This window comes from Cryobacterium serini (assembly GCF_004404025.1).
GTDB lineage: Bacteria > Actinomycetota > Actinomycetes > Actinomycetales > Microbacteriaceae > Cryobacterium > Cryobacterium serini.
This window is the reverse complement of record NZ_SOHN01000019.1, coordinates 140,686-163,280: the sequence shown is the minus strand read 5'-3', so window position 1 is coordinate 163,280 and position 22,595 is coordinate 140,686. Positions and strand designations below refer to the sequence as shown.

At 64.2% G+C, this 22,595-nt stretch carries 25 protein-coding genes; 18 read left to right on the top strand and 7 right to left on the bottom strand.

Features of this window, described 5'->3' with window-relative positions; translation table 11 throughout:
• Nucleotides 1–10 precede the first annotated feature (10 nt).
• Nucleotides 11–1,504: a dihydrolipoyl dehydrogenase family protein gene (locus tag E3T51_RS16340; protein WP_241989391.1), complete on the top strand. Its 1,494-nt coding sequence runs from the start codon at nt 11–13 to the stop codon at nt 1,502–1,504.
• Here the strand turns inward: E3T51_RS16340 and E3T51_RS16335 are convergent.
• Nucleotides 1,486–2,022 carry a DUF2017 family protein gene (locus tag E3T51_RS16335; protein ID WP_134530777.1) on the bottom strand — a complete coding sequence of 179 codons (537 nt, stop codon included), beginning with the start codon at nt 2,020–2,022 and terminating at the stop codon, nt 1,486–1,488. The genes E3T51_RS16340 and E3T51_RS16335 overlap by 19 nt on opposite strands.
• Nucleotides 2,019–2,303, bottom strand: coding sequence for an ATP-dependent Clp protease adapter ClpS (gene clpS, locus E3T51_RS16330; RefSeq protein ID WP_104191949.1), 285 nt, complete (start codon nt 2,301–2,303; stop codon nt 2,019–2,021). Before clpS ends, E3T51_RS16335 begins: the two co-directional genes overlap by 4 nt.
• A 109-nt stretch (nt 2,304–2,412) precedes the next feature.
• Here clpS and E3T51_RS16325 point away from each other — a divergent pair, with 109 nt between their 5' ends.
• Together E3T51_RS16325 and sufU are read left to right on the top strand one after the other, a co-directional pair.
• Nucleotides 2,413–3,753: a SufS family cysteine desulfurase gene (locus E3T51_RS16325; protein ID WP_134530776.1), complete on the top strand. Its 1,341-nt coding sequence runs from the start codon at nt 2,413–2,415 to the stop codon at nt 3,751–3,753.
• Entirely contained in the window at nt 3,750–4,229 is a 480-nt protein-coding gene (gene sufU, locus E3T51_RS16320; RefSeq protein WP_134530775.1) for a Fe-S cluster assembly sulfur transfer protein SufU, read from the top strand. The genes E3T51_RS16325 and sufU overlap by 4 nt, the downstream gene beginning before the upstream one ends.
• Nucleotides 4,230–4,278: 49 nt before the next feature.
• On the opposite strand, the gene E3T51_RS16315 is transcribed toward sufU, so the two are convergent.
• The 5 genes from E3T51_RS16315 to E3T51_RS16295 all read right to left on the bottom strand — a co-directional run bounded on the left by E3T51_RS16315 (nt 4,279) and on the right by E3T51_RS16295 (nt 9,494).
• A complete protein-coding gene (locus E3T51_RS16315; protein ID WP_134530774.1) occupies nt 4,279–6,084 on the bottom strand; it encodes an HNH endonuclease signature motif containing protein in 1,806 nt (601 codons plus the stop codon).
• A 131-nt stretch (nt 6,085–6,215) separates the two neighbouring features.
• Nucleotides 6,216–6,614 (bottom strand): flagellar assembly protein FliW, encoded by a 399-nt coding sequence (gene fliW / locus E3T51_RS16310; RefSeq protein ID WP_134530773.1) that lies wholly within the window; start codon nt 6,612–6,614, stop codon nt 6,216–6,218.
• A complete protein-coding gene (flgL, locus tag E3T51_RS16305) occupies nt 6,611–7,525 on the bottom strand; it encodes a flagellar hook-associated protein FlgL (RefSeq protein ID WP_134530772.1) in 915 nt (304 codons plus the stop codon). The genes fliW and flgL overlap by 4 nt, the downstream gene beginning before the upstream one ends.
• Before the next feature lie 3 nt (nt 7,526–7,528).
• The gene (gene flgK, locus E3T51_RS16300; RefSeq protein ID WP_134530842.1) at nt 7,529–8,968 is read right to left on the bottom strand and encodes a flagellar hook-associated protein FlgK; all 1,440 of its coding nucleotides are present in this window, start codon (nt 8,966–8,968) and stop codon (nt 7,529–7,531) included.
• Between the two features lie 40 nt (nt 8,969–9,008).
• On the bottom strand, nt 9,009–9,494 hold the full coding sequence (locus E3T51_RS16295) for a flagellar protein FlgN (RefSeq protein WP_134530771.1): 486 nt from the start codon (nt 9,492–9,494) through the stop codon (nt 9,009–9,011).
• 290 nt (nt 9,495–9,784) lie between these two features.
• Here E3T51_RS16295 and E3T51_RS16290 point away from each other — a divergent pair, with 290 nt between their 5' ends.
• The 15 genes from E3T51_RS16290 to E3T51_RS16220 all read left to right on the top strand — a co-directional run bounded on the left by E3T51_RS16290 (nt 9,785) and on the right by E3T51_RS16220 (nt 22,588).
• The gene (locus E3T51_RS16290) at nt 9,785–10,609 is read left to right on the top strand and encodes a sigma-70 family RNA polymerase sigma factor (protein ID WP_134530770.1); all 825 of its coding nucleotides are present in this window, start codon (nt 9,785–9,787) and stop codon (nt 10,607–10,609) included.
• 191 nt (nt 10,610–10,800) lie between these two features.
• Nucleotides 10,801–11,937 (top strand): flagellin N-terminal helical domain-containing protein, encoded by a 1,137-nt coding sequence (locus E3T51_RS16285; protein ID WP_134530769.1) that lies wholly within the window; start codon nt 10,801–10,803, stop codon nt 11,935–11,937.
• Nucleotides 11,938–12,101: 164 nt separating this feature from the next.
• Nucleotides 12,102–13,457, top strand: a complete 1,356-nt coding sequence (gene fliD / locus E3T51_RS16280; protein ID WP_134530768.1) for a flagellar filament capping protein FliD — start codon at nt 12,102–12,104, stop codon at nt 13,455–13,457.
• Nucleotides 13,458–13,468: 11 nt separating this feature from the next.
• Nucleotides 13,469–13,897: a flagellar export chaperone FliS gene (locus E3T51_RS16275; RefSeq protein WP_166806521.1), complete on the top strand. Its 429-nt coding sequence runs from the start codon at nt 13,469–13,471 to the stop codon at nt 13,895–13,897.
• Nucleotides 13,878–14,258, top strand: coding sequence for a hypothetical protein (locus E3T51_RS16270; RefSeq protein WP_134530766.1), 381 nt, complete (start codon nt 13,878–13,880; stop codon nt 14,256–14,258). Before E3T51_RS16275 ends, E3T51_RS16270 begins: the two co-directional genes overlap by 20 nt.
• 156 nt (nt 14,259–14,414) lie before the next feature.
• On the top strand, nt 14,415–14,756 hold the full coding sequence (locus E3T51_RS16265; RefSeq protein WP_134530765.1) for a flagellar basal body rod protein FlgB: 342 nt from the start codon (nt 14,415–14,417) through the stop codon (nt 14,754–14,756).
• Entirely contained in the window at nt 14,753–15,142 is a 390-nt protein-coding gene (locus tag E3T51_RS16260) for a flagellar basal body rod protein FlgC (RefSeq protein WP_134530764.1), read from the top strand. The genes E3T51_RS16265 and E3T51_RS16260 overlap by 4 nt, the downstream gene beginning before the upstream one ends.
• 53 nt (nt 15,143–15,195) lie before the next feature.
• Nucleotides 15,196–15,456, top strand: a complete 261-nt coding sequence (gene fliE, locus E3T51_RS16255; RefSeq protein WP_241989401.1) for a flagellar hook-basal body complex protein FliE — start codon at nt 15,196–15,198, stop codon at nt 15,454–15,456.
• On the top strand, nt 15,456–17,072 hold the full coding sequence (gene fliF / locus E3T51_RS16250) for a flagellar basal-body MS-ring/collar protein FliF (RefSeq protein WP_134530762.1): 1,617 nt from the start codon (nt 15,456–15,458) through the stop codon (nt 17,070–17,072). Before fliE ends, fliF begins: the two co-directional genes overlap by 1 nt.
• Entirely contained in the window at nt 17,069–18,085 is a 1,017-nt protein-coding gene (gene fliG / locus E3T51_RS16245) for a flagellar motor switch protein FliG (protein ID WP_174844610.1), read from the top strand. The genes fliF and fliG overlap by 4 nt, the downstream gene beginning before the upstream one ends.
• Complete coding sequence (locus E3T51_RS16240) at nt 18,075–18,692, top strand: FliH/SctL family protein (RefSeq protein ID WP_134530761.1); 618 nt, start codon at nt 18,075–18,077, stop codon at nt 18,690–18,692. The genes fliG and E3T51_RS16240 overlap by 11 nt, the downstream gene beginning before the upstream one ends.
• Nucleotides 18,689–20,026 (top strand): FliI/YscN family ATPase, encoded by a 1,338-nt coding sequence (locus tag E3T51_RS16235; protein ID WP_134530760.1) that lies wholly within the window; start codon nt 18,689–18,691, stop codon nt 20,024–20,026. The genes E3T51_RS16240 and E3T51_RS16235 overlap by 4 nt, the downstream gene beginning before the upstream one ends.
• Nucleotides 20,023–20,487 carry a flagellar FliJ family protein gene (locus E3T51_RS16230; RefSeq protein WP_134530759.1) on the top strand — a complete coding sequence of 155 codons (465 nt, stop codon included), beginning with the start codon at nt 20,023–20,025 and terminating at the stop codon, nt 20,485–20,487. The genes E3T51_RS16235 and E3T51_RS16230 overlap by 4 nt, the downstream gene beginning before the upstream one ends.
• Entirely contained in the window at nt 20,484–21,143 is a 660-nt protein-coding gene (locus E3T51_RS16225) for a C40 family peptidase (RefSeq protein WP_134530758.1), read from the top strand. Before E3T51_RS16230 ends, E3T51_RS16225 begins: the two co-directional genes overlap by 4 nt.
• Complete coding sequence (locus E3T51_RS16220; RefSeq protein WP_134530757.1) at nt 21,140–22,588, top strand: flagellar hook-length control protein FliK; 1,449 nt, start codon at nt 21,140–21,142, stop codon at nt 22,586–22,588. The genes E3T51_RS16225 and E3T51_RS16220 overlap by 4 nt, the downstream gene beginning before the upstream one ends.
• The last annotated feature ends 7 nt before the right edge of the window (nt 22,589–22,595 follow it).

The following is a 22,595-nucleotide window of genomic DNA, read 5'->3' as shown; positions in this document are numbered from 1 at the left end:
GGAGACCGAGATGACCGCAGCCCCAACCCCCGAACACACGATGCCGTTTGAACAACAGGATGCTGATTCGAACCAGCTCGTCCCCGATCATTTTGATGTGGTCGTGATCGGTGCCGGCCCGGCTGGAACCGCTGCAGCCCTGCGCGCGGCGGAACTGGGCGCATCCGTCGCCGTCTGCGAAGCTGACCGCCTCGGCGGCACGTGCGTGAATACCGGATGCGTGCCCACCCGGGTGCTCGCCAAAACGGCTCGGCTCATGCGGGAGATCCGAACCGCCGACGCCTATGGCATTTCCGTGTCTGAGGGCCCCCTGGATTGGCCCACCATCGTCGCCCGTGTCCGGCAAACCGTCGACCGGGTGCGTGTGATGAAAAATGAGGCGACGCGATTCGCTGACGCCGGTGTAAAACTCATTCTTGAGGGACGCGCCTCCTTTCTGGATGCCTCCACGCTCAGACTGGAATCTGGGCGTCGGGTCACCGCCGGTGCCGTACTGGTGTGCGTCGGCGGTCATTCCCGGCGGCTGCCGGTTGCAGGAGCCGAGCTCGCGACGGTACCGGAGCACGTGCTCGACCTTCCAAGTGTTCCCAGGCGCCTGGCCGTGATCGGCGGGGGAAACACCGGTGCCCAATTGGTCACTGTGTTTCGTTCCTTCGGCTCGGCTGTGACCCTGCTCGATGTTGCCGACCGCGTGCTCGCCACGTCTGATGAGTCCGTCTCGCACGCCGTCGGCCAGGCGTTCGTCGAGCAAGGTGTCATACTCCGCCTGGGCATCGACGGTATTGACGGCCTTCAACGCGCCGTTGACGGCTCGATCACCCTGACCTGGCGAGAGAACGGGCTCGAGAGTGCGGACAGCTTCGACGCGGTGATCATGGCAACCGGCTGGCCAGCGGATATCGACGACCTCGGCCTCGAAACAGCCGGCGTGGTCACGAGTCGTTCGTCTATTATCGTCGATGCGTATTTTCGAAGTTCGGTATCGCACATTTTCGCCGTTGGCGACGCCAATGGCCGAGACATGCTCGTGCAGGCCGCACAATTCGAAGGAGAGGCCGCAGCCGAGAACGCCGTGTTGGATGCCGACCGACGAACCCCGCACCACTTGCTTCCTGCGGGTGGGTTCACCGATCCGGACTACGCAGGTGTCGGTCTGACCGAGGTCGACGCGCGGCGTCGCGACGAGCTGTGCGTCGCAACGGTGGTGCCGTATTCGTTGCTGGATCGGGCGGTGATCGACGATCGCCAGCGGGGATTCCTCAAGCTCATCGCCGACCGCCGCCGCGAGCACATTCTCGGTGCCCACGCGGTCGGCGAGAACGCCGTCGAGGTCATTCAGTCCGTGACGACGGCGATGGCCGCCGGGATCGACGTGGCCACGCTGGCAAATGTGCGGTTCGCCTACCCCACCTACAGTGCCGTGATCGGGCTCGCTGCCCGAGCCCTGCTAGCAGAGCAGGCCGATAGCGCGGTCACGTTGGATGGTCAGACGTCGATCGCGTAGACGAGTTCTTCCTGCAGCATGCCAAGCCATTCATAGAGTTCGCGCAAAAATGGAGTGTCTTCGGTGGCAAGGTGCACGATGCCGTCCGGCGAGATCTGCAACCGATCGGCGAGGGTCAGGCGCAGGTCGGTGAGGCTGCGCAGCCAGGCCTGCACGGCGTCGGGGTCGACACTGACCGTGACCGGCTGGCTATCCTCCCTGTCGGGCGTGGCGGTATCGGGTTCGCTGGCAGCCAAGGAGTCCAGCACGATCTGGGCATTCTGCGCTTTGCGTTCGAGCAGGCCGGTCGCCGTAAAGCGGCGAAACTCCGCCGCCGCTTCGTCGTCGTCCCGGTAGGCGTCGGGAAGCAGTCGGCCGAATGCTCCATCGCTTGCGGTGAGCTGGGGGTCGGTGGTGCCGGAGCGGAGCATTTCGAGAAGCTGGGTAGTGGCGAGACGCAGAAGGTCTGCTTCGATCGGTTCGAAGCGGCCGAGCAATATGCCGTCCGGCTGCGGGGTGAATCGCCGCAGGGCGCTCATTCGTCGGCCTTCGCGAGTGTCGCCCAGAGACCGTATCCGTGCATGGCCTCGACGTGGCGTTCCATCGATTCGCGATTGCCCGTAGCCACGACGGCCCGGCCGTTGTTGTGTACCTGCAGCATGAGTCGTTCGGCTTGTTTGGGGGTGACACCGAAATAGCTGCGAAAAACGTAAGCGACATACGACATGAGATTGACCGGGTCGTCCCAGACCAGGGTCACCCACGGTCGGTCGAGTGACACCGCTTCGCGCAGCTCGGTGTGTTCGGCAGTCTTGGTCATCCCTCAAGCCTCACACGCTACCGCCGGGTTTTCCACCGCCATCTGATACCTCCGTGTCATACTCCGCTGTGCGGTGCCCGCGTTCGGGCCGAGGGAATATCCTTAGGGCATGACGTCTTTTGCCCCATCGTCCGCTATTTCCCGAACCTCTGCCGCCCAGCGCCCAGAACCGGCTCCGCTGACCAACATTGACGTTGAACGCATTCGCAACGATTTTCCGGTGCTGCACCAGGCGGTGAATGGGCATCCGCTCGTCTATCTGGACTCGGGAGCCACTTCCCAGAACCCGATCAGCGTGATGGAAGCCGAGCAGGAATACTATGAGCAGCGAAACGCCGCCGTGCACCGCGGCGCTCACACGCTCGCCGTCGAGGCGACGGAGGTGTTCGAAGCCGCCCGCGATAAAGTCGCCGCGTTCGTCGGCGCAGAGACCGACGAGATCGTCTGGACCTCCAACGCCACCGAGGCCATCAACCTGCTCGCCTACAGTTTCTCCAATGCCTCGCTCGGCCTCGGCGGCCCGGCTGCGCGCCGGTTCAGCCTGGGCGCCGGCGACGAGATCGTGGTCACCGAGATGGAACACCACGCCAACCTCATACCCTGGCAGCAACTGGCGCTGCGCACCGGCGCCACCCTGCGTTTCATTCCCGTGCTCGATGACGGCACCCTTGACCTGCTTTCCGCAGCGGATGTCGTGGGTCAACACACGAGACTGCTCGCCTTCACCCATGGCTCGAACGTCACCGGAACCATCAACCCGGTCGCCGAACTCGTGGCGCTGGCCCGTAAAGTCGGGGCACTGGCCGTGCTGGACGCCTGCCAGACCGTGCCACACCTGCCGGTTGACGTGAAGGCGCTCGATGTGGATTTTGCCGTCTTCTCCGGCCACAAGATGCTCGGCCCGACCGGCATCGGCGTTCTCTTCGGCAAGGCAGAACTGCTCGCCGCTATGCCGCCTTTTCTCACCGGCGGATCGATGATCACTACCGTGAACATGCACACTGCCGAGTTTCTCGCACCGCCGCAACGCTTCGAAGCCGGTACGCAGCGCATCTCCCAAGCCATCGCTCTGGCGGCGGCCGTCGACTACCTAAGCGAAACCGGCATGGATCGGGTCGCAGCGTGGGAAGCCCAGCTTGGCCAGCGCCTGGTCGCCGGGGTCGCCGAGATTGCGGGCGTGCGTCTGCTCGGCCCCGGACTTGGCGTGGAACGGCTGGGGCTCGCCGCTGTCGACGTTGCCGGAGTGCATGCCCACGACGTCGGTCAGTTTCTTGACGATGCCGGGATCGCGGTGCGGGTCGGCCACCACTGCGCCCAACCGCTGCACCGCCGCCTGGGTGTGACCGCCTCCACGCGCGCGAGCACCTACCTCTACAACACCACCGACGAGGTCGACCTGTTTCTGGCCACTCTTGCCGAGGTCGCCCCCTTCTTCGGCGTCAAGCCGTGAGCGACCTGCAGCAGCTCTACCAGACGATCATTCTCGAGCACGCGAAAGCCCGCCACGGGGCGGTCGAGCTCACGCCGCTGGCCGACGCCGTAGCGCTCGGCGACGCGAGCGGCCTGCGGGTGGCCGAATCGCACCAGATCAACACGACCTGCGGTGACGAGGTCACCCTACGCGTCTCGCTCGACACCGAGACGGTCACGGACCTGGTCTGGACCGGGGAGGGCTGCTCGATCTCGCAGGCATCCGCGTCGATTCTCACCGATACGCTGAGCGGCCTGAGCGTCACCTCGGCACGCGCCCTGCTCGATAACTTTCGCGAGATGCTGCGCTCCCGCGGCAAGATTGAGCCGGATGAGGAAGTTCTCGGGGATGCCGCCGCCTTCGGGGGAGTGTCGCGCTACCCCGCCAGGGTCAAGTGCGCCATGCTGCCCTGGGTCGCTTTCGAGGCCGCCCTGATCGAGGCAGAGTCGCACTAGCAGCAGACGGCTGGCCGCCTCACCGGGCGCGAAGGGTTCGGTGAACCGGTTAGAACGGGGCGCTGTAGCCGTTTTGGTCAAGGTTGGCCAGTTCGGCGTTGGCCAGGTCGGCCCAGACGTCGACGGGTCGCGGCGCGGTGTCGACGGCGGGGTCGCGTTCGCGTGAGGCTGAGTGAGGTCCAAGTCGGGTGGCGGGGTGGGTGGCGTAATGTTTGCCGGCAGGGCTGGTCCAGTGCAGGATGCCGTCAGCGGTTTGCCGTGCGGTCCAGCCGGACTCTGTCTTGAGTCGGTGGCCGCGTTTGCAGAGGTGGGCGAGGTTGTCCCAGCGGGTTTCGCCGTTGTACTGCCAGTCGTGGGTGTGATCGACTTCACTGTGACGGGCCTGGCGGGTGCAGCCGGGAAACCGGCAGGTTCCGTCGCGGATCTCGAGCCATTTCTTCAGGTCGGCAGGTACCGTATAGCGGGTCTTGCCAACGCTGAGGACCACGCTGGTCTCGGGGTGAATCAGGATGCGGGTGAAGCTTTTCGCCGTTGCGGCGACGCGGCGGGCGGTTTCGGCGTCGATGGGGCCGAACCCGTCAAGGGTGCCGGGCTCATCACTGAGGCCCATCAGTGTCAACACCGGCACGGTAACGTTCACCAGCCCCTGCACCCCGGCACCCAGACCGGTTTCGGTCACCCCGGTGAGGAGCAGGTCGACGGCGACGTCGAGACGTTGCTGGCCGAGGGTGCGCGTGTCGACGGGGTCTTGCTGGGCTGCGTTGTGCAGGCTGCGCGCGAGGGTATCGACGCGATCGCTAATAGCGGCGGCGTCTTCCTGGCTGACGGTGAGTTCGAGGCAGGCCATGCCGTCGCGGGCGGGCATGACCGAGAAACAGCGCTGGCTGAGCGCTTTCTTGTGGCGGGTGACTATGGATTCTGGGTGGGAAAGTTCCCGCACGGTGATCGCCCGCTTCTTCAACTGCCCAACCGTGAGGTCCTCGATCCCGGCCAGCACCGCGGTTTCAAACGCAGCCCAGGCATTATCAGGCAGCGACAGGGCGTTGTCGACGACGACCTCCACGTGCCGGTAGCTGATCAGCCCGGCCTCAAGCGTGGCCCGAGTGGCGGGCAGTTCGTGCTGCAACTTTCTGCTCGTACAGAGCAGGTTGCGGGCCGTGTTCTCGTGCACTCGCAGGAGGCAGCTAAGTTCGGCGACGAGGCCTTCCTCGGCGGCTTGTTTCTCTGACCAGCGCTGCAACGGCCTGCCCTGCTCTCCGGCAGCTTGTGCTTCCTGAGTCAGCATCACGCGGGGCAGCGGCCGCCCAGTCACGGCCGTATTCTCCACCCACCGGGCGAGGCCGTCGATCGCGGCCGCCCGCGCGGCATAGGCACGGTTGATGGCGCGGTCACAATCCCGGACGGCATCGAGCAGCCGCACCTGCTTCGCATCGGCGGGGCGCGACTTCCAATCCTGCAGGGACGCCGCGACCACATAATTCAACGCCTGCACCCCCGACAACGTCTTGCGCTCGGCCGACCTGCGCGTGGGCGGGGGCTGGCCGGGCACAATCCCCGCCGCCGCCATTTCAGCCTCCCATTCCGCCCGGGCGGCGGCACTGTGCACCGCCCGGGCGTCAGCCGCAGCATTCTCCGCGGCCAGTTCGTCAGCCGCAGCATTCCTCGCGATTAGAGCGTCGACGGCGGACTCGGCGGCGGACTCGGCGGCGGACTCGACGGCGGCGGACTCCGTAATGCTCGTGCGAGCGACAGCAACTTCAGTACGCTCGTGAGCGGCTTTATCGGTGCCTTGACCAGCGGCACGGTGCGCGTTTGGAGGCTCGGGATTCGGAGGTGGATCGTCGGTGATCGCCATGAAACAATTATCGCACAGATCGAACAAGAAAACGATACTCGCTCAGGTTCTATCGCGGAATATCGCACCGAAGCTCGTATTTAACTGCGATCATTTTCTCGGGTTAAATCGTCTGCAAAAGTGGGAATGGCTCAAAAACTAGTCCCGGCGCCAAGCTCGGCGTGCAGCGGCCAGTCCTGATCATCGAGGATGAGCTGGGCGCAGGTGCCGCTGCGGGCGTTGACCACGATCGGCGCCATCAGGTTCACCGTGGTGCTCTCGCCGGGATTGACGACCACCAGCACGAGGGCGTCGTCGGGCGTCGTCAGTGACAGGGCCGCGGACTGCTCGTCGGAGATGACCGGGGTGTAACTCGGCAGAAAGATGGCCGCGTCCAGCACGAAGAGGCGCGTGGTCGGCTGGGCGGATGCTTCCAGCGAGTACAGGCCGGCGGACCCGTCGATCTCGTCGAGCACGAAGTCGGTGAGCGGAGCCAACCCGGGCGGGGGAGAGACAAAGCGCAAAGTGGGACTGGTGAGAGTACTGCTCATGCGAGGAAGTCCATCAGGGTCGGTTGGAGCACACGGGCAGTAACAGCGAGCGCGGCCTGATACGTCATTTCCTGGAGTTTCAAATCGAGGATGACCTGGCCGAGGTCGGCGTCTTCGATGCCGGAGCGCTGGGCATCCAGTGTGTTGGCTTTTTCGAGCAGGGTGGATTGGGCTCGTTCAATTTGCACCTGGCGGGCGCCGATGCCTGTGTGCTGACCAACCATGACTGCCATCCGTTCATCAATAGTCGTAAGGCGTGCTCCCACATTAACGGGCGTCGGCGAGCGCAAGTCTTTGACGATGTCGTCGAGCAGATCGAACACCGAGCCGGAGTTCACGCTGGTCGGAGTGTCGAAGATGGTGCCGCCGTCGGCGTCGACCCGCACGGTGCTGGTGGCGCTGATGCGCCGTTCGACGCTGCTGGCATCTCCTTTAAAGGTATAAAGCCCCGAGTTGGTGTCCAGCGCGAACGCCGTCGCATCATCCGAATTACCGGCAAACACGCTACGGCCGAGAAACGTCGTGTTGGCCTGGGTGGCGAGGTCGGTCTTGAGACCTTCCAATTCGACGGCGATCGCTTCCTTCGCGGCAGTTGTGAGCGCTCCGGAGTTCGCTCCCTGCACCGTGAGGTCGCGCACGCGGTTCATGATGTCGGTGACCGACGACAGGGCGGAGTCGATGGTGGTGAGCCAGTTGTTGCCGTTGTCAGCGTTGGCGCTGTACTGATCGACCGCGCGTATCTCGGCCCGCACCGACATCGCGGCCGCAGCGGCGGTTGGGTCGTCGGAGGACCGATTGATGGTCTTCAGCGTGCTGGCTTGTTCCTGCAAGCGCGACAGCTGGCTCAGGTTCTCTTGCAGATTGCGCTGGGCCGCGCGCATCTGGGTCTGGTTGGTCACTCGATCAACCATGATCTACCTCCCGACCAATCCGGTGCGATTGATGAGGGTATCGAGCATTTCATCGACAGCCGTCATCATGCGGGCCGCGCCCTGGTACGCGTGTTGAAACATGAGCAGGTTCACGTTCTCTTCGTCGAGGTCGACCGAGGAGTTGGCGAGCTGTTGGTTGGTGGCCCCCGATGACATCGAGCTGGCCAGAGAGGCCGACTGCAGCTCGGTCTGCGTGAGCACGCCCGTCTTCGTCACGAAGTCCGACCAGACCGTGCTCGGCGAGACGATGACGCTGCCATCCGCGGCGAATCCGGCGCCGAGTTGGGCGATAGCATCCGCTATTGTGCTGTCGTACTCGCCAGAATCCTTTGACGCGCGAACGGCCATATCAGCGGATGCCTTCGGCAGGATACTGAGACCCTGCGCGGCCGGTGCGCCCGACGCGACAGCAAAGAACTTTTGGTCGGTCGCATCCGCTTGCGTGAATCCGGTCGAGTAGATGGCGTTGACTTTGTCGGCCAGATCGCTCGCGAACGAGTTGTACGAGGCCGCGGCTTCGGCCAGCGCACCACCGGCGCCACTGCTGGCCGGGCCGAGCAGCGACAGCGCGCCGGCGATTTCGCCGCTGGCCATCGAGACCGGTGTCTGAGCGTTGTCCGTCCATTCGAGCTGCACCGACTTGTTGTCCTGCATTACCCGGGCACCAGTGACGCGCACCTGATGAGCTATTCCGCCCGATACCAGTGCGTTACCGCCTACGAGTACGTTCACGGTGCCGTCGGCCTGCTCGGTGACGGACGCGCCGGTGAGGGCGGCGATCGTGGTGGTGAGGGAGGTGCGCTGGTCGAGCAGTTCATTGGCCGTACCGCCCGTGGCCAGACTCTGGCGAATCTGCACGTTGAGCGCGGCGACCTGGGTGGCCGCACCGTTGAGTTCGGAGACCATATGGTTCAGATCGGTGCGCACCGATGACCACTCGTTCGAGACGGCCTGATAGCCCTCGGAGATCTGCGTGACCAGCTCGCCGGCCGTTCCGAGCAGCAGCGCGGCTGGGGCGGCCGTGTCCGTGCCATTGGCGAGGGTCTGCCAGCCAGCCCAGAATTCGTCGAGCTTTGCGGAGATGCCGTTCTCGCCGGGTTCATTCAGCGAGTCTTCGACCGAAGCGAGCGCATTCGCGCGCACCGCTGTATAACCCGCCGTTGCGGCGGTCGCTCGAACCCGCGCGTCGAGTTGGGCGCTGGCGAGGCGTTCGATCCCGTCCATGGCTACGCCTTCCCCGACCCGCGCGCCGTGTGAAAAGACCCCGGTCGAAGCTGTGGCGCCGAGGGCGGAGGTCGACACGCGCTGCCGGGTGTAGCCATCCGTATTGGCGTTGGCAATGTTCTGCCCGACCACATTGAGGCCTTGCCGAGCGGCGACGAGGCCGGTATAGGCGGTATTCAAACCGCCGAAAGTGCTCACCGGGTAGTCCATTCGTGTCGCTTACAGGTCATGAGGTGCCTTAAAGGTTGCGATCGAAGATGCGAGCGACGGTTTCGGGAGCGGCGGTTGCGCCACTCGCGTCGTAGGTACGAGGGTTGACGTTTAACGTGCTCAGGGTCTCCTGAGTGGAGCGAACAGCTGCACGTATATAGCGTTCGTTGGTTGCCTGCAGTTCCCTGATCTGAACGGTGAGATCGCCCATGGCCTTCAGGTGAGAGGCGAAGATTTCGCCCCACGGGCCGGCCGGGGAGTGTGCAGCGAGTTCGCTCAGGGTGGCTTCTTCGGAAGTGCCCCATTGGGTGGCCAGCGCGGCGACTTCAACCGAGCGGCCGAGGCCTGCCTCCCGCACCAATGTCAAAACCTGCTCGACTTCCCGAGTGGCGTATTGCAGCCAGCGCGACTTGCCGCCCTGAAGCAACAACTGTTCCTCCTGGAGTTTGAAGATGAGAAGCTCCAACAGCTCGCGTTCACGCCACAACAGCGCGGACAGTTCATTGGCGCCCATGACTCCTCCACCCATCATTTTTGGCCGAGGCCACCGTCACACCGACGCGTGCCGTCCAGTTCATTCGAGGTCACTATCGGTCACCGCGTCAGGCCCGTTAGGGATTTCACGGTGAAAATAACGGGTTTGTCCTCTAAAGAGAGGACGAAACTCTGCCATAAATGGGTAATGTTTGGTTCCCATTTCCCCACAACTGGGGTAGCTTGGTTCACGAGGCGAATGTGCCTCGCGTTGGGGTGATCAGGGTATTCCCCCTCGCTGGAGACAGGTGACATGTTTCGGGGGCCGCTGTGAATCGGAAAGACCGTAATGCGCTCGTCGTCGAGAACCTGCCGCTTGTCGGCTATCTCGTATCTGAGGTCTGGGCCAAGGCCCGTCACCTCTCCCGCGACGACCTCGCATCGGCCGGTGCCCTGGCACTGATCACATCAGCGGATGCCTTCGATCCGGCTCTGGGGGTACCCTTCGGTGCCTTCGCCCGCCGCCGCATTGTTGGCGCTTTCGCCGACGACATGCGCTCGAGCGATTGGGCGACCCGCTCGGCTCGCCGCCGCATCAAAGAAACCCTCGCCGTGCAGGACACGCTCTCGGCAGCGCTCGGGCGCACCCCCAATGTGAATGAGATCGCGAACGCCCTCGGAGTCGACCGTGACACGGCAGCGGCTGGCCTGGCCGACGCGGCCCGCACCCTGTCGGCCCTCGATGACACAACCGCCGAGTTTCTCGTGGCCGATACCGCGATGCCAGAGGAATCACTGCTCTCCACCGAACGCCTCGTCTACCTGCGTGCTGCAGTCGGCGCCCTGCCCGACAAAATGCGCGCCATCGTCGAACAGATCTATTTCGACGATCGCTCGGTCAAAGACATTGCGGCTGAACTCGGCACCACCCACTCCGCCGTGTCGCAAACGCGCGCCGAGGCGATTCGCCTGTTGCGCGATGGACTGGTGACTCACTACTCCGACGAGACCGTGGCAGAGTTCAAGCCTGAATCCCGCATAGCGCCCGCCCGCCGCAGCGCTTACCTGGCCCGCCTCGCCGATCTGGCGAGCGTCGGTATGACCCACAGCGTGCAGGAGCACCGGCAACTCGATACCTCCCGCGCCGCGTCCTGACTCTTTTCTATCGCTGCACGGTGGCGCCTGCGGTGGCGCTGCAATCGCACACGCTCACCAGTGGGCACCACGCACTGTGCTGACAAAACAGTCCCTGCGGATTTCTAACCCGCCTCGGGAAGTGGCCGATAGCTCAAAGTGCTGGCCCATGGATGGGCCGGTGTATTCGACCCAATCACGGAGGATTCATCATGGCCATGCAGGTTAATACAAACATTGCGGCGAACAACGCGTACCGCAACCTCGCAACAACCCAGAACGACCTGTCGAAGTCACTGGAAAAGCTCTCCAGTGGTCTTCGCATCAACCGTGCCGCGGATGACGCAGCCGGACTCACCATTTCCGAGGGCCTGAAGTCGCAGGTCGGTGGCCTCACGGTCGCCAGCCGCAACGCCCAGGACGCCGTCAGCGTCATCCAGACCGCTGAAGGTTCGCTCAACGAAGTCACCTCGATTCTGCAGCGCATGCGCGACCTCGCTGTTCAAGCCGGCAACGACTCGAACAACGCCGAGTCGCGTACCGCGATCACGACCGAGGTTGGACAGCTGACCAATGAGCTGACACGGATCAGCGAATCTACCAACTTCAATGGAACGGCACTTCTCAACGGCGCACCGGACTCAGCAGGAGTGCTGAGCTTTCAGGTGGGCGCAAATGGCGACGCCAGCAGCCAGATTGCCGTTGATTTAAGCAAGGCAAACGTGGCCGTCATCGGCAGGGGGCTCGCCTCAACCAACGTCGGAACGTCATTCGCCGGGGCTGCGACCGCGACCGGCGCCTTGACATTCAGCATTACAAATGGTGCCGACGTTGTTTCCGTTGTGACGGGCAGCGTAACTACCGGAGATACCGCGACCACGGCCGCAGCCGCATTGAATGGTGATGCCAACTTCAGCAAAGCTCTGACTGCTTCTGTGGATGAGGGAGGCAAGCTCAATATCAAGTCGCTCAGCGGAGGAGTGATTGCGGAAACGACATCCACTGCTGTCCTTGGTGGGGCGGCTACAACACAGAGTCTGATCGGCGGCTTGGATTTCTCCAGCGCAAGTGGCGCCGCGTCGTCTCTCGTTACACTCGACAAGCAGATCACGGCCGTATCGAGTGCCCGCGCCGAACTCGGTGCCAACCAGAACCGGTTCGAGAGCGTCATCAAGAACCTGGCCGTCTCGAAGGAGAACCTCACCGCTGCCGGTTCGCGTATTCGCGACACCGACATGGCCGAGGAAATGGTCAAGTACACCCGTGCGAACATTCTGTCGCAGGCCGGTACCGCCATGCTCGCGCAGGCGAACCAGTCCAACTCGGGCGTTCTGCAGCTCCTCCAGTAACACCCGCTGAATCGCACGACCAGATCGATCCTGATCTGAGCTTGGTGGCGGCCGAGGCGCGCTTTGGACAAGCGCCTCGGCAGCCCCCAGGCTTTTTTCACACCAGCACGGGCATCCGTTTTCTTAGGATGCACTAGAAGAGAAAACCAAGAGAAGGTCACGTAATGTCTCTCGCAGTCGATGGCCTGATCAGCGGCCTGGACACCACATCGCTCATCAACTCGCTGATGACCCTCGAGGCCGGCCCGCAAAATCAGCTGAAGGCCAGGGTTTCCAGCTCTAACACCCTGGTAACGGCGCTCCAGGGTTTGAACACCTCGATCGCCTCACTCGCCACCCTCGCCGCAAAGGCGACCGCTACCGATGCGCTCGACCTCTACTCCGCCAGGAGCAGTTCCCCGAACGTCACCGTTTCGGCCGGGGCAACGGCTACCGGCGGCGAGATCGACATTGTCGTCGACAAGCTCGCGCAGGGCCAGGTTTCGGTCTCGAGCGCGGTAGCCGTCTGGCCCGGTTCCAACTTCTCCATCACCAACACCGCATCGGGCGTGGCCACCGTCATTTCTGCCGGATCGTCGAACCTGGACGATGTCATTACGGCAGTGAACGCCTCCGATGCGGGCGTTAAAGCGGTGAAAGTGGCCGCCGGCACGGACAGCAGCGGCAACGCCCTCTATCGCTTGCAATTCACCGCAACATCAACCGGCGTCTCCACCGCATTCACCTTCACCTTCGACCCGTCCGATCCGGCGACCGATCCAACGATGACCGAAATTAAGAGCGCCCAGGATGCCTCGGTGCGGCTCTGGGCCAATACCGGTGCCCAGCAGATGATCACGTCGGCGACCAACACCTTTAGCGACCTGCTGCCGGGAGTCTCGGTGACGGCATCCGCCGTGTCGACCGACCCCGTGACCGTGAGCGTCACCCGCAACGATGCCGCGGTGAGCACCATCGCTTCCGACCTGGTGAGCGCGCTCAACGGGGTCTTCGCTCTCATCTCAACGAAATCCGCCGTGGTCAACAGCACGGATTCCACCGGAAAGGCCGTGTTGTCGGCGGGGGTCTTCACCGGCGATAGCACCGTGCGCGACGTGAAGCAGTCGATTCTGAACGCGGCTTCAGCCCCGGTTGGCGGCAGGTCGCCGTCGGAAATTGGCATCAGTATCACGAAGTCCGGCACGCTGGAATTTGATTCGGCCAAGTTCGCCGTCGCGATGGCCGAGGACCCCGCCTATGTCAAGGGCGTGCTGACTGAGATCGCCGCGCGCGTCGGGGGAGCCGCGGAGAACGCGTCCGACAAGTACGACGGCATGATCACCAGCAAGATCACCGGCCAGGAATCGCTCGTGAAGAGCCTCGGCACCCAGATCGACAGCTGGGACCTGCGACTGGCCTCGCGCCGGTCTACTCTGGAACGCACCTATGCCGCGATGGAAGTGCAGCTCAGCAATATGAACGCCCAGTCGGCCTGGCTCACCGCCCAGGTCAGCGCCCTGACCAGCTCAACCTCGAAATGATGACGATGACCATGAGTGCAGGAACCAACGCCCAGCGTTCGCGCTACAACCGCGACGCCGTGCTCTCGGCCACCCCGGTTCGGCTGCTCACGATGCTCTACGACCGCCTGCTGCTCGACCTGAACCGCGCCGAAGCGGCCCAGCAGCGCCAGGACTGGCAAATCGCATCCGAGAATTTGCTGCATGCCCAGGCGATCGTGTCGGAATTGAGCACGTCGCTCATCGTCGAGGCGTGGGACGGTGGCGAGGGTCTCTTCTCGCTTTATACCTATGTGTCGACCGCTATGGTCAGCGCGAACACCAGCCGCGACCCGGCCCGCACGCGCGAGTGCATCGTGCTGCTGGAGCCACTGCGGCAGACCTGGCACGAAGCGGCCGAGCTGCTGCCGGCCACGCCGACGCCCGCCGCAGGCCGAAGCGGTGAGCTCGGCATTGGATAACCTGTCCACCTGGGAAGCTGCGCTCGACGACCTGGAGATTCGTCTGGATGTTGCAGCTCGGTCGATGGCGGTCGAAAGCCCGGGTGGTGAGGCGGGTTCTCTGGCGCCCTGGAGCGGCTCGGCCAGCGAAGGCGGGGAAGTCACGACGCCGGTTGGAGCGGACTGGTCGGCACCGAAAGGGCTCGGTGCGTTTCCCGCAGAACTTGCCACACGCGTGCAGGACCTGCTGCACAACCAGCAGAAGCTGATCAATGAATTGGAACAGGCACGCATCCTCACCCTGAAACACCTCACCGCCGTGCGGTCGGTACCTCCGGAGCGCGATGCGCGGGCATCCGTCTATCTAGATGTGGCCGGTTAGCCCCGGCCACCACGCGTAGCGCAACAAACTTCGGGAATCTTCTTACGAACTGCTTACTCTTCTGTCGGCGCGGTCGATAGCAAGGGGTGAGCACGGATTGCTCACAATCAGGCCACGGATCGGCCGTCTTGTCTTTCGTCGACGAAGCGGGTACGCATGCTTGATTCCGTGACCTCTCTAGCCCTCACCAGCGCATTGGACGGTCTGGCCCTGCGCCAGCGCACCATCGCGAACAACATCGCGAATATCAATACGCCCAACTACCACGCCAAGGTCGTCTCTTTCGAGAACACTCTGGCCAAATCTGTCGCCGAGGGCAGCGGCGTGGCGGCGGCTACGACCGAGCGCTCACTTGATCCGACCCTGCTGAACGGCAACAACGTCAACCTCGACACCGAGACGCTCGCCAACATCGATGCGTTGCTGCGCTACCAGTTCGCCGCTCGGGCCGTCGAGGGACCAGCCACGTCAATGCGCGCCGCAATGAAAACCGCCTGATGGTCGACGCCATCGGCATCGCCGGAAGCGGAATGACCGTGCATCGCAAATGGCTCGACGCCATCGCCGACAACCTCGCCAACGCCAACACCGCCACTGCGACCAACAACGCCGCCTTCCAGGAACGCTACATCGTGGCGCAGGAAGGCACCGGCAACGTCGGAGCCAGCGCGAGTGCCGCGTTTGGTAGCGCGGAGGGAACCATAGTCTACGAGCCGGAGCATCCTTTGGCCGATGCCGACGGTTATGTGCGTTACCCCGAAATCGACATGGCGAAGCAGATGGGCAACCTCATCATGGCTCAGCGTGGCTACCAGGCCAACGCCGCCGTCGTCGACCGTGCCAAGACCGCCTATGAAGCCGCACTACAGATCGGACGTGGCTGATGCCGCTCAGCGCTATCAACGCAACCGCCGCCGTAACGTCGCTTTCGGGCGTCATGGGCACTTCTGCCACGACCGCTACGCGGGGCATTGATGGCTCCGGCTTCGGCACCGCGCTCTCGGGCGCCATCGACAACCTCCAGCAGCTGCAAGGAACTTCAAACGCCCTTGCCATTCAGGCCGTGACCGGTGACCTTAACGACATTCACACCGCTACCATTGCGTCGACTCGCGCGCAGGTGACCATGGAACTCGTCGCCGCCGTGCGTAATAAAGGTGTCGACGCCTTCAACGAGATCATGAGGATGCAGGCCTGATGCCCCGGCAGGTCACCAGCGTGTTCAAACGCCTCGGAAACGCCATTCGCGAGTTCACCATTGCGCAGCGCACAGTCGCCATCATTGGCGTTGCGGTGCTCATACTCGGCATCGCCGCGCTGAGCATGTGGGTGACCAAGCCGGCCTTCACACCCTTGTTCTCCGGTCTCAGCGGCGAAGACGCAAGTAGCATTGTCGAGCAGCTGCGGGCTGACGGCGTGGAGTACGAACTAGCAAATGGCGGCGCCACCATTTTGGTGCCCGAGGCGAACGTCTACGACGAACGCATCAAGGCGGCTTCGACGGGCCTGCCCACGTCGAGCACCGGGGGATATTCTTTGCTCGACTCGATGGGTGTCACGTCGAGTGAGTTTCAGCAATCGGTAACGTATAAGCGCGCGCTCGAGGGCGAACTTGCCAAGACCATCGGTGCGCTGGACGGCGTTCAAATTGCTTCGGTGCGCCTTGCGATTCCCGAAGACAGCGTGTTCGTGTCGGAGAAAAACGACCCGACCGCATCGGTTTTCGTTGAAACGGAAAACGGCGTTTCGCTCTCCAACGACCAGGTTCAGGCGATAGTGCACTTGACGAGCGCGTCGATCGACGGCATGGCCGCGGCCGACGTGGCTGTCGTCGATTCGACCGGCGCAGTGCTCTCGGCCGTCGGAATCGGCGCCACCGGGGGAGCGGAGCAGCAAGCCTCTGACTATGAATCCCGTGTTGGTACCGCAGTGCAGGCCATGCTCGACAAGGTCGTCGGTGCCGGCAACGCCACCGTCGTCGTTGCTGCCGATATGAGCTATGAATCGGCCGAACGGGTGGAGGAGTCGTTCACCGCCCCGATCGAGACTCCGGCTCTCAACGAATCCGTCGACACGGAAACCTATACGGGAACCGGGGGCAACGCCGCCGGTGTGCTCGGTGCGGAGGCGGCTGTCGCAGCCGATGGCGCCACCGACGGTACGTTCTCGAGCGAGTCGACCACCCGCAACAATGCCGTCAACAAAGTGACCGAGAGCCGTACGATTCCGGCCGGTGCAATCACCCGACAGACCGTCTCCGTGGCCGTCGACGCCGCTGCCGCTGCCAACCTCAACGTGGCCGACATCACTTCCCTCGTCACCTCCGCCGCTGGAATCGACGCCATTCGCGGCGATGCAGTCACCGTCGAGGTCATGGCCTTTGACACCACCGGTGCTGCAGAGGCAGCGGCAGCGCTCCAAGCGGCAGCGGATGCCGCGGCCGCCAAGCGGTTCGCTGATATTCTGCGGGTGTCCGTGATTACCGCTGGCATTGTCATCACGCTCGTTGTCAGCCTTATTCTGTACGCACGTCGGTCTAGGCGCCAGAGCCGGGAATCGGTTGAGATCGGTGATCTGACCCAAGTGCAGGATGCGCTTGGTGAAGCGCCGACGCCGCTGTCGGTCACCGCGTCACCGGCAACCCTGTTCCTTGACCAGGGCAACGACACCCCGACCCGGATCCTCCCGACCGTGGCGTTCGTGCCCACCGACACCGACATCCGTCGTGCAGAAATCGACGCGCTCGCCCAGAACGACCCGCGCAGCACCGCGGAGTTCCTGCGCGGACTCATGGACGACCGGCAGCCCGCATGAGCGAGATACTCACGGTACTGAGCGGCACCCAGAAGGTGGCCGTCGTGCTCATGAACATGGACCGTCAGCGCGCGACCGAGGTCATGAAAGAGTTCAGCGATATCGAAGCCGAGGTCATCGCGGGCGAGATCGTTCAACTGCGCAACGTCGATCCGGCACTGGCTGAAGCCACACTCAACGAGTTTCACGAAATTAGCCTCAAGGGTCGCCGTCTATCGAGGGGAGGTCACGATTTCGCGATAGGCCTGCTCGAGGCCTCTTTCGGCGCTGAGCGCGCGGCCGGCGTCATGAACCGGGTCGCCACCTCGATGGCCGGCAAGGCCTTCGAGTTTCTAGACCCCTCAGAGCCCGGCGACGTGCTCACCCTGCTCGATGGCGAAATGCCCCAGACCGTCGCCCTTGTTCTGGCGCACCTGAGGCGCGATCAGGCATCGGCTGTTCTGGCCGGCATGGACGCCAGTTTGCGCACCGACGTAGCCCAGTGCATAGCCACCATGTCCAGTGCCACTCCCGAGGCCATTCGCATAGTCACGGACACCCTCAAATTGCGCACCGGCAAGATCGTGGCCCGCGCCAGCGCAGAAGTTATCGGCGGTATTCAGCCGCTCGTCGACATCATCAACCGAGCGGATGCCGCCACCGAGCGGGCGCTTCTGGAAAGTCTCGAAGAACGCGACCCGGCCCTCGCCGAAGAGATTCGTTCACGCATGCTCACCTTCGCCGACATCGTCAAGCTCGAAAGCCGGGACGTGCAACAGGTGCTGCGCGGAATCGACACGAATGTGCTGGCCATGGCGATGAAAGGCAGCACCGACGCCGTCATCGAGGTCATTCGGGCCAACCTCTCCGAGCGCAACCGCGATGTGCTCGACGACGAGACCACGAGCCTTGGTCCGGTGCGCATGCGTCAGGTCGAAGACGCCCGCGCCGAAATCGTGCGCGCTATTCGCGATATGGAAGCGCAGGGGAGTATCACGGTGCAGCGCGGTGCCGAGGACGAGTATGTCAACTGAAACCGGGTTTGGCCGCATGGCTTTTCCGCGTCTATACGGCGAGGAGCAGGAGCGTGCAGCCGAGCAGTCGCGGGTCGAAGGCCACGCCGCCGGCTACACCGAAGGGTTGCGGCTGGCCGCAGAGGATGTCGCGCGCCGCGCTGACGAGATCAACGCCGAACACGCCGAAAATGAACGCTACGGCGAGGCGCAGATCGACCACGCGGTGCGCTTGCTTGCCGCCGCCGCCCGTGCCCTCGACGAACGCAGCATCCCGCTTATTCAACAGGCGGAATCCACCCTCGTCAACACTTCTCTCGAACTGGCCGAAGCAATTCTCGGTTGCGAACTCAGCCATACCGAGCCGTCGGCTCGCCGGGCTTTGGAACGCGCCCTGCACCAGCCCGACCAGCTTGATCGCAGCGAGGTCCACAGCATTCGCATGCACCCGGAGGACCTCGTCGTGCTGAACGCGCAGACGCGGGCGCTGGAGAGCATCCGCTTTGTCGCCGATTCTAGGCTCAAGCGCGGCGACGCCATCACAGAATTCAGTGACGGGTTTCTCGACGCACGCATCAGCACGGCGTTGGCCCGTGCGAAGGGCGCCCTAGCCGAGGTTAAAGCATGATCACGGCCTGGCGCCCGCGGGCCGCACAGCTGGCGCAAGCGATTAAAGTGGGCAGCCCGGAGCGGGTCGGTATCGTATCGTCCATCGTCGGGCTTGGCGTGGAGGTGCGTGGCCTGCGCTCGGCAATCGGCGACATTGTCACTCTCGACGCCCGTCCCGGCCACGAAGGAATCGATGCCGAGGTCGTCGCCACGACCCAGACCAGTATCCGCTGTATGCCGCTCGGTCGCATCACCGGGTTGCAGGCGGGGGCCCGGGTACGGTCAGCCGGCTCGTCCCTGCTCGTGCCCACCGGTCGCGGTCTGTTTGGGCGCGTCATCGACGGTCTCGGCCGCCCGATCGACGGCAAGGGGCCGCTCGATTCTGATGGTGCCGTTTTACTCGAACACGACAGCCCGTCGGCCATGCACCGAGCGCGCATCACGACCCCGCTGCACCTGGGTGTCCGCGTTCTCGACACGCTCACGACGGTCGGGCGCGGCCAGCGCCTCGGGCTGTTTGCCGGTTCTGGCGTGGGAAAATCGTCGCTGCTTTCGATGATTGCCCGAGGAACGGATGCCCAGGTGTCCGTCATCGCGCTCGTGGGGGAACGCGGGCGTGAGGTGCGGGAGTTTCTCGAAGATGATCTCGGCCCGGAAGGCCTGGCCCGTTCCATCGTCGTGGTCTCCACCTCGGACGAACCCGCAATGATGCGGTTGCGCGCCGCGTTCACCGCGACCCGCATCGCGGAATCGTTTCGCGATCAGGGCTCCGACGTCATGCTCATGATGGACTCGCTCACCCGCGTCGCTATGGCCCAGCGCGAAATCGGCCTCTCGGTCGGCGAACCGCCGGCTACCCGTGGCTACCCGCCCTCGACGTTCTCGGTGCTCGCCCGACTCCTCGAACGCGCCGGAACCGGTGAAACCGGCTCGATCACCGGAATTTACACCGTGCTCGTCGACGGTGATGACCACAACGAACCGATCGCAGACGCGGCGCGGTCTATTCTCGATGGTCACGTCGTGCTCGACCGTAAACTTGCTATCACCGGCCATTTTCCGTCGGTCGATGTGCTCGCCTCCGTTTCTCGCGTTGCCGCGCGGGTGAACAGTGCGGAACGAAACGTGATCGCGACGACCCTGCGCACGGTGATGGCGGCCCGTCAGGGCGCGCAGGACCTCCTCGACGTCGGAGCCTACCGGGTCGGCACTAACCCGCTGGTGGATGCGGCAGTTGAGAATGACTTGGCCATCAAAGCCTTTCTGCAGCAGCGGATGAACGACCAGACTCCCAGCGAGCAGGCCTGGGCCCAGCTCACCCGACTGACTCGTGCGTTCGGGGCCATGGCATGAGCCGCCTCTTTCCTCTCGCCGGATTGCAGCGATTGCGCAATCTGCAGCAGGACCAGGCTGCCCTCGACCTGGCCGAAGCGAACGCCCGGGTGGCGGCGAGCGAGGCCCGCCATGGGCGCGCCCGCACCGCTCTCGGAGCCCTCGGTAATTCCCCGCAAACCATCGCCGCTCTCAACGCCATGGCAGCGGCGCGGTCCTCATCGCGCAGCATGCTGGCCGAGCTCGAAGCCGTTGGCCGTAATTACCAGGAGAGCCTGGGCTCCGCCCAGACTACGTACAACGCGGCCAGGGCCGAGTCGGTCGCGCTTGAAAAACTGCACGAGCGGCACGCTGCCGCCCTGCTGGCGGCAGACCAGCACGCGGAACAGACCGTGCTCGACGAAATTGCCGGGGCACGCTGGCATCGCTCACATACCGCCACGAGCGATACCGCCACAATGAACGAGGAGGAGACACCATGACGATGATCGCGGCCATGGGGCGAATCAGCCAGATCCAGGCCACTCTGCAGCAGCTCTCCGGCGTGTCTACAGACCGGGTAACGACAACGGCCGCAGCGGCGACGACCGCTGCGGCGTCCGCCTCGGCTGGGAGCTTTGCCGCGACTCTCGCGGCGGCACTCGGCACGGCCGCAACCAGCGCGACCGGATCGGGCATGGGTGCTAGCGGCGCCGACGTGGTCGCCTCCGCGGAGAAATACCTTGGGGTGCCCTACGTGTTCGGTGGTGAAGATTCCAGCGGAATGGACTGCTCCGGACTAGTGCAGACCGTCTATGCCGATATCGGAATAGAACTGCCGCGACTCGTGTCGGGGCAGATGAAGATGGGAACCGAGGTCGCTTCCCTCGCCGAAGCCCAGCCTGGCGACCTCATCGTCACCGGCGGTGGCGACCACATTCTTATCTACGCCGGCGATAACAAGGTCATTCATGCGCCGTATCCGGGCCGTACTGTTTGCCTGCGGGAGGCATATATGACGGATGCCGACATCACCACCATCCGCCGGATCATTCCGACCGACACCGCTGCCACGGGCGCCGGCTCTGCCGACAGGCTCAACGCCGCTTTTGCCGCTTTCGCCCAGCAGAACTCAACAGTTATGGGAAGCGCACTATGAGCCTCACCCTCGGTCAGTTTCGGACAGCTGCAGCGCCGCCCGCGCCCTCTGCTCCGCGCGAGACGAAGTCGGTTTCGCCGGGTGCCGACACCTTCGGGGCGATCATGGATGACACCCTTGCGGCGGACCTTGACGCTTCTTCGGCTCCGGTGTCGACGGAGCCGAAGGGAGATCAGGCGGGGGATTTCGCAGCCGGGGTGACGTTGTCGGTGTCGCCAACACGCCTTGATTCCGTCACAGCGGATGCCGCCATTCCGGTGGTCCCCATGTCGTTCTCGGCGACCCTGACGCTGGCCAACGGCGGCGGGGCGGCCCCAAGCGTTATGTCCACGGCAACAGTCGCGGTCGACGGTATGCTTCATTCGGGCACCTCGGCTTCGGGGACTGGCTGGAGCGCAATCGATACGGCGGCACCTCTCACACTTGCCGCTGCGGGCCTGGCTGCAAGTGCCGGCACCCTGGGAGCGGCGGCCGGTTCGGCGGCGTCGAATATCCCAGCCGCCGTGTCAACGATCCCCGCACCATCGACTCCCGGCGCCGCCGTGAGCACCACCGTTGCTGCATTAGCCAGGGGCAGCGCCGACGCCGCAGGGCCGACCGCCACGGCGTTTGCCTCCGTCGTCACGGCAGCCGCTCCGAGCGCTTCCGGTAAAGCGACCGCGACCGGCGCCACCGACCCGGCAGCAGCCACTTCTGATGCCGCAGGGGCTGTCACGGTGTTGCCGGTCCCGGCCACGTCAGCATCCGTCGGAGCTGCGACATCGGCGGGTGTCCCTGGCCTTTCCGGTGCAGCAAATGCTGGTGCAGCACAGGCTGGTGCAGTACAGACCGGTGCGGCACAGAACGCCGCGTTAGAGCGCACGGGGGCGGCTGGCTCCGCGCTGCCGGACTCCGTGCGGCTGACCGGGCGAGGCGCCGGCTCCGAAGCCGTCATCCCCTCGTCACCCGCCGTACCCGCTTCGGTACCCCTCACGGTGTCGACCCCCACGGCCACTTTGGTGGCTGCACCCGCTCCGGCTACTGCCCTGCCGCTCGCCGCGCAGGTCATGAAGCCGCTGTTCTCGCTCGCCACCGCGGCTCCCGGCGAGCATGTATTGACCATCAGCGTGTCGCCCGACAACCTGGGGCCGGTCACCGTGCGGGCGCACGTGACGGGGGAGGGTATTCGGGTGGAGCTGTTCGCTCCTACCGACCTGGCCCGGGAGGCCCTGCGTGTGATTTTGCCCGACCTGCGGCGTGACCTCGCTGGTTCCGGGCTGAGCGCCCAGCTCGACCTGTCGTCCGATAGCCAGGCCGGCAATCCCAGTGCTACGCGCCAGCCCCGCTCCGAGGCTGACGGACGCAATCCGGACGCCCGTAGCCCGTCCGAACGAGCACCGGACACTCCCCGGGAGCAGCGACCACCCCAATTCGGATCCACCCACACCATCGACGTACTGGCTTAGAAGGAGA

Bases quoted from the DNA above. Each gene is read 5' to 3' on its own strand.
- E3T51_RS16340 (WP_241989391.1), top strand. From the start codon at position 11: ATGACCGCAGCCCCAACCCCCGAACACACGATGCCGTTTGAACAACAG.
- E3T51_RS16335 (WP_134530777.1), bottom strand. From the start codon at position 2,022: ATGAGCGCCCTGCGGCGATTCACCCCGCAGCCGGACGGCATATTGCTC.
- clpS (WP_104191949.1), bottom strand. From the start codon at position 2,303: ATGACCAAGACTGCCGAACACACCGAGCTGCGCGAAGCGGTGTCACTC.
- E3T51_RS16325 (WP_134530776.1), top strand. From the start codon at position 2,413: ATGACGTCTTTTGCCCCATCGTCCGCTATTTCCCGAACCTCTGCCGCC.
- E3T51_RS16315 (WP_134530774.1), bottom strand. From the start codon at position 6,084: ATGGCGATCACCGACGATCCACCTCCGAATCCCGAGCCTCCAAACGCG.
- fliW (WP_134530773.1), bottom strand. From the start codon at position 6,614: ATGAGCAGTACTCTCACCAGTCCCACTTTGCGCTTTGTCTCTCCCCCG.
- flgL (WP_134530772.1), bottom strand. From the start codon at position 7,525: ATGGTTGATCGAGTGACCAACCAGACCCAGATGCGCGCGGCCCAGCGC.
- E3T51_RS16295 (WP_134530771.1), bottom strand. From the start codon at position 9,494: ATGGGCGCCAATGAACTGTCCGCGCTGTTGTGGCGTGAACGCGAGCTG.
- E3T51_RS16285 (WP_134530769.1), top strand. From the start codon at position 10,801: ATGGCCATGCAGGTTAATACAAACATTGCGGCGAACAACGCGTACCGC.
- fliD (WP_134530768.1), top strand. From the start codon at position 12,102: ATGTCTCTCGCAGTCGATGGCCTGATCAGCGGCCTGGACACCACATCG.
- E3T51_RS16275 (WP_166806521.1), top strand. From the start codon at position 13,469: ATGAGTGCAGGAACCAACGCCCAGCGTTCGCGCTACAACCGCGACGCC.
- E3T51_RS16265 (WP_134530765.1), top strand. From the start codon at position 14,415: ATGCTTGATTCCGTGACCTCTCTAGCCCTCACCAGCGCATTGGACGGT.
- fliE (WP_241989401.1), top strand. From the start codon at position 15,196: ATGGGCACTTCTGCCACGACCGCTACGCGGGGCATTGATGGCTCCGGC.
- fliF (WP_134530762.1), top strand. From the start codon at position 15,456: ATGCCCCGGCAGGTCACCAGCGTGTTCAAACGCCTCGGAAACGCCATT.
- fliG (WP_174844610.1), top strand. From the start codon at position 17,069: ATGAGCGAGATACTCACGGTACTGAGCGGCACCCAGAAGGTGGCCGTC.
- E3T51_RS16240 (WP_134530761.1), top strand. From the start codon at position 18,075: ATGTCAACTGAAACCGGGTTTGGCCGCATGGCTTTTCCGCGTCTATAC.
- E3T51_RS16235 (WP_134530760.1), top strand. From the start codon at position 18,689: ATGATCACGGCCTGGCGCCCGCGGGCCGCACAGCTGGCGCAAGCGATT.
- E3T51_RS16230 (WP_134530759.1), top strand. From the start codon at position 20,023: ATGAGCCGCCTCTTTCCTCTCGCCGGATTGCAGCGATTGCGCAATCTG.
- E3T51_RS16225 (WP_134530758.1), top strand. From the start codon at position 20,484: ATGACGATGATCGCGGCCATGGGGCGAATCAGCCAGATCCAGGCCACT.
- E3T51_RS16220 (WP_134530757.1), top strand. From the start codon at position 21,140: ATGAGCCTCACCCTCGGTCAGTTTCGGACAGCTGCAGCGCCGCCCGCG.